Consider the following 13,859-nt stretch of genomic DNA (forward strand, 5'->3'; position numbering starts at 1 on the left):
CGCGATACGTGAACGAGGCAGCCGGTCGACGCGTCATGTCGCTGTCGCATCTGTCGGCTCTACACGTACCGCCCCATCGGTTCGTCGAACTCGCCGCCGCGGGCGGGTTCGACGCCGTGGGCGTCCGCGTCGCGCAGTCGGGGGAGAGCAGAGGGTACGCGCTCCCGTCAGGATCGGCGGCATTGCGTGACACCAGGAGTGCGTTGTCCGACAACGGGTTACGAGTGTTGGACGTCGAAGTGGTGAAGCTGCATGCCGGGAGCACGAGCGACGACTGGACGGCCGTGATGGAGGCCGGGGCGGAGCTCGGCGCGGAGTATCTCCTCGTCACGGTGCTGGACGACGATCTGCCTCGTGCCGCTGCTGTTCTCTCACACCTGGCAGCGTCGGCCTCGGAATACGGCCTTCGGTGCTGTCTGGAACCGATGGTGTTCTCGTCCGTTCGTGACGTACGGGCAGCCACGAAAGTACTCGACGGTATCGATGCCGGTCTGTTGGTCGACACTCTGCATTTCGCACGCGCAGGATCGACGCCGAGCGATCTGAATCCTGTGTCGAGACAGCGCTTTCCGTACTTTCAGATCTGCGACGCGTCGTTCGCGGGGCCGGCGGCCGATCCACACGAGGCCCTCTCGGAAGCGCGGACGGACCGGTTGGCGCCGGGGGACGGCGTACTGCCGCTGCTGGATATCGTGCGGGCACTTCCGAGAACTGCTGCGGTCAGTGTCGAGGCCCCGTCGACACGAGGCATCGAGGACCCCGGCGGCTGGACAAGTCATCTAGGCGCGTCGACACGTGCGCTGCTGACACGCGCGGACGATGACGTCGACCAATCGGTGTTCGTTCATCCCACCGAGGCAGGGGCGGGCAACGGTACCGTTTGACCGCTGCCGCACGTGGCGCCACCGTCGACCGGAATCGCGGCACCGGTGACGAACGACGCCAGCGGTGACGCGAGGAACGCGATCACTTCCCCGACCTCACGTGCGGTCCCCCAACGATGAAGCGGCACCATGGCTTTCAAGGCCTCGTACCGTTCGGGGGTGCCGACTGCGATGCGTTCGGTCATCCCCGTGCCGATCGGTCCCGGGCAGACCGAGTTGACTCGAATGCCGTCGTTCGCGAGATCGAGTGCGAACGACTTCGCGAGATTGACGACGCCGGCCTTGGCTGCCGCGTAGGGCCATCGATTCGGTTCGCCACCCAACGCCGTGGCCGACGCGGTGATGACGATGGATCCGCCACCTGCTCGCCGGAACGCCGGAATGGATTCGCGCACACCCAGTACGACGGCTCGTAGGTTGACGTCGATGGACCGGTCGAACACGTCCATGTCCAGCGTCTCGATCGAACCGGACGCGGGCACACCGGCGTTGAGAACGAGAGCGTCGAGTCGGCCGAACGCACGCTCCGCCTCGGCGACGGCTGCGCGGTTGTCGGCAGGGTGCGTCACGTCGCCGACGAACGGGACGGCCCGGTCGATCCCGGCCAACCACTCCATGGCTTCGGGCGTGGTGTCGAACGCGACAACGGAACCTCCTCGTTCGAGGAGGATTTCCGTTGTCGCGCGGCCGATCCCGGATGCTGCGCCGGTGACGACGGCGACGAGCGGTCGGGAATCTCGTGACGCGGTGGAGGTCACGGTGCGTCCGCAGTCGCGAGCTGCGCGGACAGTTCGTCGGCTTTCTCGAGAAGCGGGGCGAGTCGAGAGGGCGCCGCGACCCAGTCGGCCGACGAGCGCATCTCGTCCCAGAAGTTGAGTTCCACGATCAGCTGTTCGGCACCTGTGACGAGGGCTGTTCGAATGTCGTTCTCGACGCCGGTGATGCCCTGCCCGCCCGATCCGACCGCGTCCGTCGGCCGTTGGAGGTACGAACGAAGGAACAATCGAACCGGACTCATTCCCTCCGGCCGCATCCCCGCCATGGTGTCGAGCTGGTCCAGCAGGGCTTCGGGAGTTCCGCTGCTGGGGTTCCAGATGTCGAACAGTGCCGCCGTCCTCGTCAAGCCTGCTGCGGAGCGCAAACCCGACAGCAGCGGTGGATGCGGTGTCTGCACCGGCTTCGGTCGAACCGCCGATCGCGGAATGGTGAAGAAGTAGCCGTCGAACTGGACCGGATCCGGACCCCAGCACGCGCGGACCGCCTCGACCAGTTCGCTCATACGACGGCCCCGCGTACGTGGATCGACATCCATCTGAGCATGCTCCTCGTCCGACCAGCCGGCGCCGAGTCCGGCGACGAGCCTGCCGCCGGACAGCACGTCGAGAGTGGCCAGCCGCTGTGCCAGCTCCACCGGTCGGTGGTAGCCGGCGACCAGGATGCTGCTGCCGATGGAGACGGTTCGGGTACACGCGGCGACGAAGGCCATCAGTTCCGTGGCGCCGAACACCGACCGATACGCCGGATGGACGCTCGTCGTGTGTCGACCGCCGTACACCGACTCGTTGGCCTCGGGATAGAACAGGTGTTCCTGGACCCACAGGCTGGCAAAGCCGAGTTCCTCGGCAGCGACGGCGAATTCGCGTACTGCGACGGTGTCGACGTGCTCGCCGAGTTGGGGAAGCGACAGCCCGATACGAAGGCTCACAGGACGGTCACCGTCCCGGTGTTGCCGTCGACCTCGATCATGGCACCGTCGGGAATGCGTGCCGTGGCATCCTGCACGGAGACGGCACACGGAATGCCCAGCTCGCGGCACACGATCGACGAGTGTGTGATCGTCGCGCCGACGTTGACGACCACGCCGCCGGCGAAGACGAACAGTGGGGTCCACGCGGGGTCGGTCTGTGGCGCGACGATGATGTCACCCTCGGCCAGATCGCCCACGTCGTACGGATCGTGGAGAATCCGCGCACGTCCGCGAACGGTGCCGGGCGCGCCGCCGACGCCCGTCAGCGCGTCACCCGGCACTGCCGCCTGTGCCTTGTGTTCCTTCCGCTTGGGCCACTGCGACAACGGAAGTGGTTCGAACAGGAAGAACGGCGGTTCCAGGTCGAACAATGCGAGGTACTGCTCGCGACGTTCGGCGATGGTCGACGCGAAGGACTCGGGATCGGCGACGAAGGCGTCGAGTTCGTCGTCGAGCAGCATCGTGATGTCGTGGTGGTCGTCCATGACGCCGCGCGCGACCATGCGCCCTCCCAATTCGTACAGGGCGGTACGCATTTCCCCCATGACCTTCACGCACGCAGTCTTGGTGCGTTCACGCCACGGCATGAACTTCGTGATGGACTTGGCGGCGTCGAGAAAGCTCTGTCGCGTCGCGTCGTCCGGCATCTTGTCCGCGAGTTCGGCGGTGAGTGCGATCCTCTTGGCCTCGTTCCGCTCGCGAATTTTCTCGGGGTCCGACTCTTCGGGGCTGAGGCGCATCCCGTTCACGGCGAGAAGAGCGAGAACGGGCTTCGATTCCCAACTGTCCGAGCGAATGTCCCACTCGTTCGGTGCGCGAGAGCCGTACTTGTACAGGAAGTCGTCGAACTCGATGCGGAACTGCTTCGCATCGGAGGAGTCGCTCGCGTCCACCGCGTCCAGAAGAGTCGAGAGACCGTCGTCGAACAGTCGGGTCAATTCCTCGGACCCGGCGACGAGGCGGCCCATCTTCCACAGGGCGTAGGACGGGGCGGCGGAATCCACTCCACCGAGTCCGCTCAGGAGATCGCCGAGTTTGTCGGCTTCGCCGATGGCTTCCAGAAGCGCGCCGGCGACCGCGGGGCCCATGGTGGACAGCGTCGTGGTCACCGGGTGATAGGCGTAGCAGAAGATCAGATCGGGAACGAACGACCGAGCGTGGTCGACGAGCGCCTGATCGGTCAGCTCGCGGACGTCCGGGCGGTTTGCGCGTGCGAGGTCGGCACGTTTCTTCGCCTCTTCCGCCTCGGGGAACGTGTCCGTGGTGAGCGCCCACGCAGTCTTCTTCTCGAGACCTTCGGTGAGCTCGGCATTGTTGTGCCAGGGCTTTTCGACATACTCGGGGATGTCCGGGTGATCGCCCACCCACAGTGTGTTCCACACCGGAACGGTCAGCCCCGGCAGACGGGCGCCGTTGAGCTCGGTCATCGAGAAGTTCGTGTAGTGGTACCCGCCGAAGTTGCCGATGATCTCGGGCATGGTCTCGTCGATCTCGGAGGCCAGGTGCGTGCCGAGATGGTCGACGTATCCCTCGCGCCAACCGATGTTGAGGCCCTTGTTCCACACGAGGGTCACGTTGAGTGGACTGGACGGATCGGGAAGAACTTCACCGGCGTTGGCCCGCGTGTACACGGGGTAGCGCTCGCTGAAGTCCCAGTCGGTGATCCAGCGGTCGGGTGTCTGCTCGTCGCTCATCGAGTCCTCCTCGGAGGGGGTTGGACTGTATTTCAAGTCACACTATAGAAAGTTCGTGCCAATGAAACCATGTACAGAGATTTCCCGCGGCAAGTTGACCAGGAAAATCGAGAGAAGATCTGATTTCAGTAACTTTAGTTCAGATCTAGTATCGATTCGATAGATGTGCGAGACTCGGGTCGTATCCCGGTGAGCGACGATCGCTCGCGCCGCCGTCGTCGCGGCGCCCGCCGGCTCAGGTTCACCCGAGAGGGGCCACCATGTTCGAGAAAGTCCTCGTTGCCAACCGCGGAGAAATCGCCGTCCGTGCGTTCCGTGCAGCGGTCGAGCTGGGCGCATCCACCGTCGCCGTCTATCCCTTCGAAGACCGTAAGTCGGCGCACCGCGCCAAGGCGTTCGAGTCGTACCAGATCGGTGAAGTGGGCCATCCGGTGCGCGCGTACCTGTCCGTCGACGCGATTCTCGACGCGGCGAGGACGTCGGGTGCGGACGCCGTCTATCCCGGCTACGGATTCCTCTCCGAGAACGCGGATTTGGCGGCGGCGTGTGCGTCCGCGGGCATCACGTTCGTCGGACCGTCGCCGGAGGTTCTGAGGTTGACCGGAGACAAGTCGCGTGCGGTAGCAGCGGCGAAGGCTGCGGGCCTGCCCGTTCTCGCGTCCACCCCTCCGTCCGACGACGTCGACGAGTTGGTCGCCGCCGCCGAACGTATCGAGTTTCCGTTGTTCGTCAAAGCCGTTGCGGGCGGGGGAGGCCGCGGCATGCGACGCGTCGCCGAGCCCGGGCAGTTGCGCGATGCGATAGGCGCTGCATCCCGCGAAGCCGAGACGGCATTCGGGGACGGAACCGTCTTCCTCGAACAGGCGGTGGTCGACCCACGCCACATCGAAGTGCAGATCCTCGGCGACTCGACGGGCGAGGTCGTCCATCTGTTCGAGCGAGATTGCTCGCTGCAGCGGCGGCATCAGAAGGTGGTCGAGGTCGCTCCCGCGCCCGGTCTCGATCCTGTTCTGCGACAGTTGATGTGCGACGACGCCGTCCGCTTCGCGAAGCATGTCGGCTACACGTGCGCCGGCACGGTCGAGTTCCTTCTGGGCCCCGACGGCAGGTACGTGTTCATCGAGATGAATCCCCGCATCCAGGTCGAGCACACGGTGACGGAGGAGATCACGGACGTCGATCTCGTGGCGTCGCAGTTGCGTATCGCGTCGGGTGAGACTCTGTCGGATCTGGGACTGACGCAGGACGACATCTCGATTCACGGTGCTGCTCTGCAATGTCGCATCACGACCGAGGACCCGACCGATGGATTCCGGCCAGACACAGGCGAAGTGACCGCCTACCGCACTCCGGGCGGCTCGGGTATCCGGCTGGACGGCATCGTCGGAGTCGGTTCCGAGATCGGTTCGCACTTCGACTCGATGTTGGTGAAACTGACCTGTCGCGGACGTGATTTCGCGACGGCATGTGCACGGTCCAGGCGCGCTCTGGCGGAGTTCCGTGTGCGCGGCGTGGCGACCAACATTCCCTTCCTGCAGGCGGTGCTGGGTGATCCGGACTTCGCGGTGTGGCGCGTCACCACGACGTTCATCGAGGAACACCCTGAACTGTCGACGCAGAACGTCTCTGCCGACCGCGGTTCGAAGATTCTGCGGTACCTGGCCGATGTGACCGTCAATCGTCCGCATGGAGAACGCCCGTCGTCGATCTACGCTGTCGACAAACTCCCACCTGTCGATCTGGCGGCGGCACCTCGAGCAGGTTCACGTGACCGGCTCGCGGCTCTGGGTCCCGACGCCTTCGCAGCCCATCTTCGTGCATCGTCGGCGCTGGCGGTGACCGACACGACGTTCCGAGATGCTCATCAGTCGTTGCTGGCGACGCGTGTGCGGACACGCGACCTCGTTGCCGTCGCACCTCATGTCGCCCGGTTGACGCCGCAGTTGTTCTCGGTGGAGGCATGGGGCGGAGCCACCTACGACGTCGCCCTTCGATTCCTGCACGAGGATCCCTGGGAGCGGCTCGCGAGGTTGCGCGAGGAGATGCCCAACATCTGCCTGCAGATGTTGCTCCGGGGACGTAACACGGTCGGCTACACGGCGTATCCCGACCGCGTCACGCACGCATTCGTGCAGGAAGCTGCCGCGACAGGCGTGGACATCTTCCGAATCTTCGACGCGCTCAACAACATCGATCAGATGAGACCGGCGATCGATGCCGTTCGTGACACCGGTGTCGCAGTGGCGGAAGTCGCCATGTCGTACACCGGTGACCTGTCCGATCCGAACGAGACGTTGTACACGCTCGATTACTACCTCCGGCTGGCGGACAGCATCGTCGACGCAGGCGCGCACGTCCTGGCCATCAAGGACATGGCAGGCTTGCTCCGCCCCGCGGCTGCAGCGACGTTGGTGGGGGCGCTCCGTTCGCGCTTCGACCTGCCGGTCCATCTGCACACCCACGACACGCCGGGCGGTCAGCTGGCGACGTACCTCGCGGCATGGCAGGCAGGCGTCGATGCGGTCGACGGTGCGAGCGCCGCGCTGGCGGGAACCACCAGCCAGCCTGCGTTGTCTGCCATCGTCGCTGCCACCGAACACACCGACCGTGACACCGGTATCGACCTGAGTTCGGTGTGCGACCTCGAACCGTATTGGGCGGCAGTGCGTTCGATGTACGCACCGTTCGAGTCCGGCATCCCGGCCCCGACGGGCCGCGTCTACACGCACGAAATTCCCGGTGGTCAGTTGTCGAATCTGCGTCAGCAGGCAGCTGCGCTGGGACTGTCGCATCGATTCGAGGACATCGAGACCGCGTACGCAGGTGCCGATCGGGAACTGGGGCGACTGATCAAGGTGACGCCGTCGTCCAAGGTGGTCGGCGACCTCGCACTTGCGTTGGTCGGTTCGGACACGACCGCAGCCGAATTCGCCGAGCAGCCGCAGCGCCTCGACATCCCGGATTCGGTCGTCGATTTCCTGCGCGGCGAACTCGGTGAGCCCGCGGGCGGATGGCCCGAGCCGCTTCGTAGCCGCGCGCTCGTCGGTCGTCCGGACAGACCCGCCGTCACGCAGCTGACCGACAGCGACATCGCTGCATTGGGCGAGCCGGGTGACCGACGGCGGAACACGCTCAACCACTTGCTGTTTCCCGGTCCGGCCGGCGAGTTCGAGAAGCATCGACGTGAGTACGGAGACACGTCTCAGTTGTCGACGAATCAGTACTTCTACGGCCTGAGGCAAGACGAAGAACACCGCGTGCAACTCGAGAAGGGCGTCGAGTTGATCATCGGCCTCGAGGCGATTTCGGAGCCGGACACGGATGGGATGCGGAACGTCCTGTGCATCTTGAACGGGCAGTTGCGTCCGGTTCGAGTGCGCGACCGCGGCGTCGAGTCGTCGACGACGCAGGCCGAGAAGGCCGACCGCGCGGACCCGAAACACCTGTCCGCCCCGTTCACCGGCGTCGTCACGCTGTCCGTGAAGGAGGGCGACACGGTCGAGGTGGGCGATACCGTCGGCACGATCGAGGCCATGAAGATGGAAGCGTCCATCACGTCGACGAGGGCCGGTGTCATCACGCGGGTGCCGATCGCGGCCGGCGCGCAGGTGGATGGCGGCGATCTGTTGTTGGTGGTCGGCTAGGGCGGCTTCGCCTCGTGCGCGCGAATGTATAGAGGGCTATACATTCGCGCGCACGTGCGCCGAAGGCGCTTAAAGCCCCAGATCCCGGCCGATCAGTTCCTTCATGATCTCGTTCGATCCTGCCCAGATCTTGGTGACCCGAGCGTCCTTCCAGGCTCGGGCAGCGCGGTACTCGTTCATGAAGCCGTAGCCGCCGTGGAGCTGGACGCAGTGGTCGAGGATCTCGTTCTGCACCTGCGACGTCCACCATTTGGCCTTGGCGGCGTCGATGGCGGTCAGTTCACCGTTGCCGTGCGCGACGATGCAGTTGTCCACGAACGCCTGTGCCACATCGAGTTTCGTGACCAGCTCGGCGAGCAGGAACTTGTTCCACTGCAGCGAGCCGATCGCCTGACCGAATGCCTTGCGGTCCTTGGCGTACTGGAGCGTCTCCTCGAGGATCGGCCGGACGTGACCGAGGTTCGCCACCGCCGCACTGATGCGCTCCTGCGGCAGCAGCTGCATCATGTGGATGAAGCCGCCGTCGAACTCGCCGATCATGTTGGACGACGGCACCCGCACGTTCTCGAAGAACAGCTCGGCCGTGTCCGATTCGGGCTGACCGACCTTGTCGAGCTTGCGTCCGCGCGAGAAGCCTTCGGTTCCGTTCTCGACGGCGAACAGCGTGATGCCGCGCGCCTTCTTCTCGGGCGTGGTCCTGGTGGCGACGATGACGAGGTCGGCGCTGTTGCCGTTGGTGATGAACGTCTTCGACCCGTTGATGATGAAGTCGTCGCCGTCCTTCACTGCGGTGGTCTTCAGGGACGCCAGGTCCGATCCGCCCGACGGCTCGGTCATCGCGATCGCCGTCAGCAGTTCGCCACTGCAGAAGCCGGGCAGCCAGCGCTTCTTCTGCTCCTCGGTCGTCAGCTGGACGAGGTACGGGGCGACGATGTCGTAATGAATGCCGAAGCACGACGCCACGGCGGCGCTCGATCGAGCAAGTTCCTCACCGAGGACCGCATTGAAGCGGTAGTCCTCGGCGCCGCTGCCGCCGTATTCTTCCGGCACCTCGAGGCCGAGGAAGCCGTTGCGCCCTGCTTCGAGCCAGATCTCCCGGTCGATGAAGCGCTGCTCGATCAGCTTCTCCTCGACGGGAGTGATGGTGCGTGTCACGAACTCGCGGACGGATTCGCGGAACGCGTCGTGGTCCTTCTCGAACAGGCTGCGCCTCATGTGTGTTCCTCCAGGTAACGGTAATCGAGACGCAATATACTCGTCGGTAACTACGCGTCGCGCAGCGTATGGCACTCTGACACCATGGCTGACCAACCCACTTCGCTCGTCAGGTACACCACCGATGCCGGTGCGGAGGTCGCAGTGTTGACCTTCGACCACGGGCCCCTCAATCTGTTCGATCAAGCGATGTTCGACGCCGTGTGCGCGAACATCGCCGATCTGACGGCGAATCCACCCCGCGCGGTGCTGCTCAGGGCCGAGGGCAAGGTCAACTCGGCGGGCGTCGACGTGCATGTCTTCGACGGCTTGTCGGCCCAACAGGGCGCCGATCTGTGGCGTCGCCTGTTCGACGAGATCGCGCATCCGCTCGAAGCGTTGCCGTGCCCGGTCGTCTACGCGGCTCACGGACTGACCTTGACGGCCGCGTTCGAGATCTCCCTTGCCTGCGACATCATCGTCGCGTCACCGAAGGCCAAGTTCGGCCTCGTGGAAATCGTCGTCGGCCTCACCCCGTCCATGGGTGGCCCGCAGCGCCTCGCCGAACGCGCCGGCTCCGGACGTGCGCGCGAGTTCGTGATGACGGGCGACCTCTACGACGCGGCCACCATGAAGGAGTGGGGCGTGGTCAACAGCATCCACGACGACGTCGACGCCTCTGCCCGTACCCTGGTCGAGCGCTTGGCCGCCGGACCGACGGTGGCTCACGCTGCCACCAAGAAGATCGTGGCAGCGTGGCGTTCGGGTGGTGTCGCTCATGCGGACGAGATCACCGCGGACGTGTCGGGGGCGCTGTTCGAGACCGAGGACCTGAAAGGTGCGGTGAAGAGTTTCCTGGCGAACGGCCCGGGAAAGGCGACGTACACCGGTAAGTAGACTTTCTGCGATGACTACCCCGCTCGCCGAACTGCACATGCACATCGAAGGTTCGCTGGAGCCTCCGCAGATCTTCGCACTCGCCGAGCGCAACGGAATTGCGTTGCCGTACAACGACATCGACGAGTTGGCGGCCCGGTACGAGTTCACGGATCTGCAGTCGTTCCTCGATCTGTACTACGCCAACATGTCGGTGCTCAGGACTGCCGAGGATTTCGGTGATCTTGCGCGCGCGTATTTCCGTCGTGCTGCCGCAGGTGGTGTGACGCAGGCGGAGATCTTCTTCGATCCGCAGGCGCACACGGCGCGAGGTGTCGCGCTCGAGGCCGTCGTCGAGGGCTTGTCCGATGCGGTGGCGTCGAGCGAGCGGGAATTCGGGGTGAAGAGCGGGCTGATCGCGTCGATTCTGCGGGACAAACCGGTGCTGCATGCCAACAAGCTGCTCGACAATCTGCTCGCGATGCAGGCCCCGATCATCGGGCTCGGCCTCGATTCCGCGGAGGCCGGTTTCCCGCCGTCGTTGTTCGTCGACGTGTTCGCGAAGGCGCGAGCCGAGGGCTTGCACGTCGTCGCGCACGCGGGGGAGGAGGGCCCGGCGGAGTACATCTGGCAGGCCCTCGACCTGCTGGGTGTGGAACGCGTCGATCACGGTGTCCGCTGTCTGGAGGACGACGCTCTCGTGAATCGTCTTGTGGACGAGGAGATTCCGCTGACGGTCTGCCCTCTGTCGAACGTGCGGTTGAAGGTGTACGAGGATCTGTCAGAGCATCCCATCCGGCAGATGATCGAGCGCGGTCTGATCGTCACGGTCAACTCGGACGATCCGGCGTACTTCGGCGGCTATGTCGACGACAACTTCGCCGCCCTAGAGACCGCGCTCGGTCTGACGGCTCGTGAGCGAGAGATCCTGTACGACAACAGCATCAAGGCGTCCTTCATCGGACGGTGACGAACGCTTTCGGATAGCCGGTTGCCCCGTCGGGCACGGTGTCGGCCGTCATCGACGTCTGGATGTCGCCGTTCCCGTCGGTCACGCGGGCACGGATGGTGTGCTGGCCGGGCGTTGCGGCCCACTCGTAGGTCCACTGTCGCCACGTGTCCGTCGAGTACTCCTCGGACAGTGTTGCTGCCACCCAGTTTCCGTCGTCGATCTGCACGTCGACGCCGGAGATTCCGGTGTGTTGATGCCATGCGACGCCTGCGACGACGACCGTTCCCGCGTCGACCGCTGCTCCTGGCTTGGGGGTGTCGATGCGCGACGCGGTCTTGATCGGGCCGCGCTCACCCCAGCCGCGGTCGGTCCAGTAGGCGCTGGCCTTGTCGAATCGAGTGATCTCGAGGTCGGTGACCCACTTCGTCGCGGACACGTACCCGTACAGGCCGGGTACGACGAGACGTGCTGGATAGCCGTGCTCGACGGGGAGCGGTTGCCCGTTCATGCCGACGGCCAGGAGCGCGTAGCGGCCGTCCAGCAGCACCTCGAGCGGCGTGCCCGCGGTGAAGGCGTCGTGACTGGACGACAGCACCATGTCCGCGCCGTCCTGGATTCCGGCCTCCTCGAGCAGGTCCTTCAGCGGGTAGCCGATCCAGGTGGCGTTCCCGACGAGATCGCCGCCGACGATGTTGGACACACACGTGAGCGTGACGGTGCGTTCGACGGCCTGCCTCGTCGCGAGGTCGGCGAACGTGATCTCGAGTTCTCGGTCCACCATCCCGTGGATGCGCAGCGACCAGTCCTCCGACGCCACCTGCGGCACCACAAGTGCGGTGTCGATGCGATAGAACTCGTCGTTCGGCGTGATGTACGACGTCAGCCCGTCGATCCGCAGATCCGCGCCCGCGGGGATCGGCGGCTGACGCGTCGGCGTCGGGAGCCTGAAGCCGAGTCGGTTGGCGGTGACGTCACGCGCCTGGCCGAGAAGCCGGCCTGCGGTGCCTGCCGCGACGGCGACGACTCCGGCGGTGACGGCAAGGCTGAGGAAACTACGCCGCGACATACCGTCGGCGACGGGTTCTTCGGTTCGCAGAAGGGCGTTCAGTACGACGATTCCCGCTGCGACGCCGAGGATCGTCGGCAACGCGGACAGGGGAGTGGCGGTGCTGCGTGTGACGGCGGCGAGTACGCCGACCGCCCCGAGCACCCCGAACAGCACTGCTCCCCACGGCCGTCTCAACACGCCGGCCGCAGCGGCGATCGACGCGATGACGACCGCCATCCCGACGAACAGGGCAGTCTTGTCCGACGTGCCGAACGTGTCGATCGCCCACTCCCGTACTGCTTCGGGGGTGTTGTCGACGACGGCGGATCCGACTGCGAAGAACGGTGACGAGTTCGGCCCGAACGGCACGGCGACGAGTTCGCCGACGCCGAGAACGACTGCGGCAGCGAGAAGTCCGGACAACATGTGAGCAGAAATGTATAGCCCTCTATGCATTTCTGCTCACATGCAGCGCAGCTGCCAGATACTCGTTCCCGAACATCCCGCCCGGATCGAGTTTGTCCCTCATCGCGACGAAGTCACCGAAACGCTCGTACATCTCGGCGAAATCGTTCGCCGTCTGCGAGTGCAGCTTTCCCCAGTGCGGCCGCCCGCCCACGCTGCGGGCGATCTTCTCCACCGCGTCGAAGTACTCGCGGTGCTCCCGCCGGTGATACTGGTGCACCGCGATGTACGCGCTGTCGCGGCCGTTCGCCGTCGACAGCCAGATGTCGTCGGCGGCCGCGAAGCGCACCTCGACGGGGAACGCCACCGCGAAGCCCGACGACTGCAGCCACCGATCCACCTCGCGCACCACGTACGTGATCGACTCCGCAGGCACCGCATATTCCATCTCGCGGAACCGAACGGTGCGCGACGACGCGAACACGCGATAACTCCGGTCGGTGAACTCGCGCGCCGACAGTGCCCTCGACGAGAAGGCGTTGACTCGCGGAATCGCAGCCGGGAAACGCGTCACCGCGCGGTTGACGATCTCGAATGCACGGTTCGCCAACAACTCGTCGTCGAGAAAAGCCCTGACACGACCGAGCGGCGCCAACGGACTGTCGGCAGGCAACCGAGTATTCGTCTTCGTCAGCACCCGGTCGGTGTGCGGAAACCAGTAGAATTCGAAATGATCCGTTTGCTCGACGACGTCCGGCAGCGACGACAGCGTTCCGGTCAACGTCGACGGCGCCTCGACGGCATGCAGCGCGAACGCCGGCTCGCATCGCAACGTGACCTTCGTGATGATGCCCAGCGCGCCGAGTCCGACGCGGGCCGCGTCGAACATGTCCGGCTCCGAGTCGCGGGAGCACGTCACGACGCTGCCGTCGGCGGTCACCATCTCCAGTGCCTGTACCTGAGTCGCGATGCCGCCGAATCGTCGTCCGGTCCCGTGCGTCCCCGTCGAGATGGCACCCGCGATCGACTGTTCGTCGATGTCGCCGAGGTTCGTCATCGCAAGGCCCAGGTCCCACAACCATGCGGTCAGCGCGCGCAGACGCGTCCCGGCGAACACCGTCACCGACGCAGAACCGTCGGGCATCGGCACGACGGATTCGATGCCCTGCAACCGGTCGAGGTCGACGAGGATTCCGTCGGTCACCGCGATCGACGTGAACGAATGGCCGGCGCCGACGCACTTGACGCGCAGTCCGGTCTCGCCGGCATGGAAGACCGTGCGTCGCACTTCCTCGACGGTTTTCGGACTCACCGACTCCTGCGGGCGAGCGCTCTGATTTCCGGCCCAGTTCCGCCACTCGACTCCGTTCATCGCACAACTATGAATGTGCACCGTCGACACGGTCAATCGCCAG

At 65.2% G+C, this 13,859-nt stretch carries 10 protein-coding genes; 4 read left to right on the top strand and 6 right to left on the bottom strand.

Annotated elements, in window-relative coordinates:
* The first annotated feature begins 8 nt into the window (after positions 1–8).
* The gene (locus tag DK926_RS03285; protein ID WP_243636609.1) at positions 9–884 is read left to right on the top strand and encodes a TIM barrel protein; all 876 of its coding nucleotides are present in this window, start codon (positions 9–11) and stop codon (positions 882–884) included.
* On the opposite strand, the gene DK926_RS03290 is transcribed toward DK926_RS03285, so the two are convergent.
* The 3 genes from DK926_RS03290 to DK926_RS03300 are packed head-to-tail and all read right to left on the bottom strand — an operon-like array spanning position 845 to position 4,325.
* Positions 845–1,642, bottom strand: a complete 798-nt coding sequence (locus DK926_RS03290; RefSeq protein WP_114328531.1) for an SDR family NAD(P)-dependent oxidoreductase — start codon at positions 1,640–1,642, stop codon at positions 845–847. The two genes, DK926_RS03285 and DK926_RS03290, sit on opposite strands and share 40 nt — an antisense overlap.
* Positions 1,639–2,589 (bottom strand): TIGR03619 family F420-dependent LLM class oxidoreductase, encoded by a 951-nt coding sequence (locus tag DK926_RS03295; protein WP_114328532.1) that lies wholly within the window; start codon positions 2,587–2,589, stop codon positions 1,639–1,641. Before DK926_RS03295 ends, DK926_RS03290 begins: the two co-directional genes overlap by 4 nt.
* Positions 2,586–4,325, bottom strand: a complete 1,740-nt coding sequence (locus DK926_RS03300; protein ID WP_068428210.1) for a PEP-utilizing enzyme — start codon at positions 4,323–4,325, stop codon at positions 2,586–2,588. Before DK926_RS03300 ends, DK926_RS03295 begins: the two co-directional genes overlap by 4 nt.
* Positions 4,326–4,585: 260 nt before the next feature.
* On the opposite strand from DK926_RS03300, the gene DK926_RS03305 reads away from it, so the two are divergent.
* A complete protein-coding gene (locus DK926_RS03305) occupies positions 4,586–7,969 on the top strand; it encodes a pyruvate carboxylase (protein WP_114328534.1) in 3,384 nt (1,127 codons plus the stop codon).
* Between the two features lie 69 nt (positions 7,970–8,038).
* Here DK926_RS03305 and DK926_RS03310 read toward each other — a convergent pair whose 3' ends face one another.
* Positions 8,039–9,184 (bottom strand): acyl-CoA dehydrogenase family protein, encoded by a 1,146-nt coding sequence (locus tag DK926_RS03310; protein WP_068428216.1) that lies wholly within the window; start codon positions 9,182–9,184, stop codon positions 8,039–8,041.
* 84 nt (positions 9,185–9,268) lie between these two features.
* Here DK926_RS03310 and DK926_RS03315 point away from each other — a divergent pair, with 84 nt between their 5' ends.
* Both DK926_RS03315 and DK926_RS03320 read left to right on the top strand, forming a co-directional pair.
* Positions 9,269–10,060 carry an enoyl-CoA hydratase/isomerase family protein gene (locus DK926_RS03315; protein ID WP_114328536.1) on the top strand — a complete coding sequence of 264 codons (792 nt, stop codon included), beginning with the start codon at positions 9,269–9,271 and terminating at the stop codon, positions 10,058–10,060.
* A 10-nt stretch (positions 10,061–10,070) separates the two neighbouring features.
* The gene (locus DK926_RS03320; RefSeq protein WP_114328539.1) at positions 10,071–11,009 is read left to right on the top strand and encodes an adenosine deaminase; all 939 of its coding nucleotides are present in this window, start codon (positions 10,071–10,073) and stop codon (positions 11,007–11,009) included.
* On the opposite strand, the gene DK926_RS03325 is transcribed toward DK926_RS03320, so the two are convergent.
* Together DK926_RS03325 and DK926_RS03330 are read right to left on the bottom strand one after the other, a co-directional pair.
* The gene (locus DK926_RS03325; protein ID WP_114328541.1) at positions 10,996–12,465 is read right to left on the bottom strand and encodes a molybdopterin-dependent oxidoreductase; all 1,470 of its coding nucleotides are present in this window, start codon (positions 12,463–12,465) and stop codon (positions 10,996–10,998) included. The genes DK926_RS03320 and DK926_RS03325 overlap by 14 nt on opposite strands.
* 22 nt (positions 12,466–12,487) lie before the next feature.
* Positions 12,488–13,816, bottom strand: coding sequence for a D-arabinono-1,4-lactone oxidase (locus tag DK926_RS03330; RefSeq protein WP_114328544.1), 1,329 nt, complete (start codon positions 13,814–13,816; stop codon positions 12,488–12,490).
* Between the last annotated feature and the right edge of the window lie 43 nt (positions 13,817–13,859).

Origin of the sequence: Rhodococcus sp. Eu-32 (genome assembly GCF_003336925.1) — a bacterium.
Lineage (GTDB): Bacteria > Actinomycetota > Actinomycetes > Mycobacteriales > Mycobacteriaceae > Rhodococcoides > Rhodococcoides kyotonensis_B.

Excerpts from the sequence above, each read along its gene's own strand:
- DK926_RS03300 (WP_068428210.1), bottom strand. The coding sequence starts at position 4,325 with ATGAGCGACGAGCAGACACCCGACCGCTGGATCACCGACTGGGACTTC.
- DK926_RS03325 (WP_114328541.1), bottom strand. The coding sequence starts at position 12,465 with ATGTTGTCCGGACTTCTCGCTGCCGCAGTCGTTCTCGGCGTCGGCGAA.
- DK926_RS03330 (WP_114328544.1), bottom strand. The coding sequence starts at position 13,816 with ATGAACGGAGTCGAGTGGCGGAACTGGGCCGGAAATCAGAGCGCTCGC.
- DK926_RS03320 (WP_114328539.1), top strand. The coding sequence starts at position 10,071 with ATGACTACCCCGCTCGCCGAACTGCACATGCACATCGAAGGTTCGCTG.
- DK926_RS03305 (WP_114328534.1), top strand. The coding sequence starts at position 4,586 with ATGTTCGAGAAAGTCCTCGTTGCCAACCGCGGAGAAATCGCCGTCCGT.
- DK926_RS03310 (WP_068428216.1), bottom strand. The coding sequence starts at position 9,184 with ATGAGGCGCAGCCTGTTCGAGAAGGACCACGACGCGTTCCGCGAATCC.
- DK926_RS03315 (WP_114328536.1), top strand. The coding sequence starts at position 9,269 with ATGGCTGACCAACCCACTTCGCTCGTCAGGTACACCACCGATGCCGGT.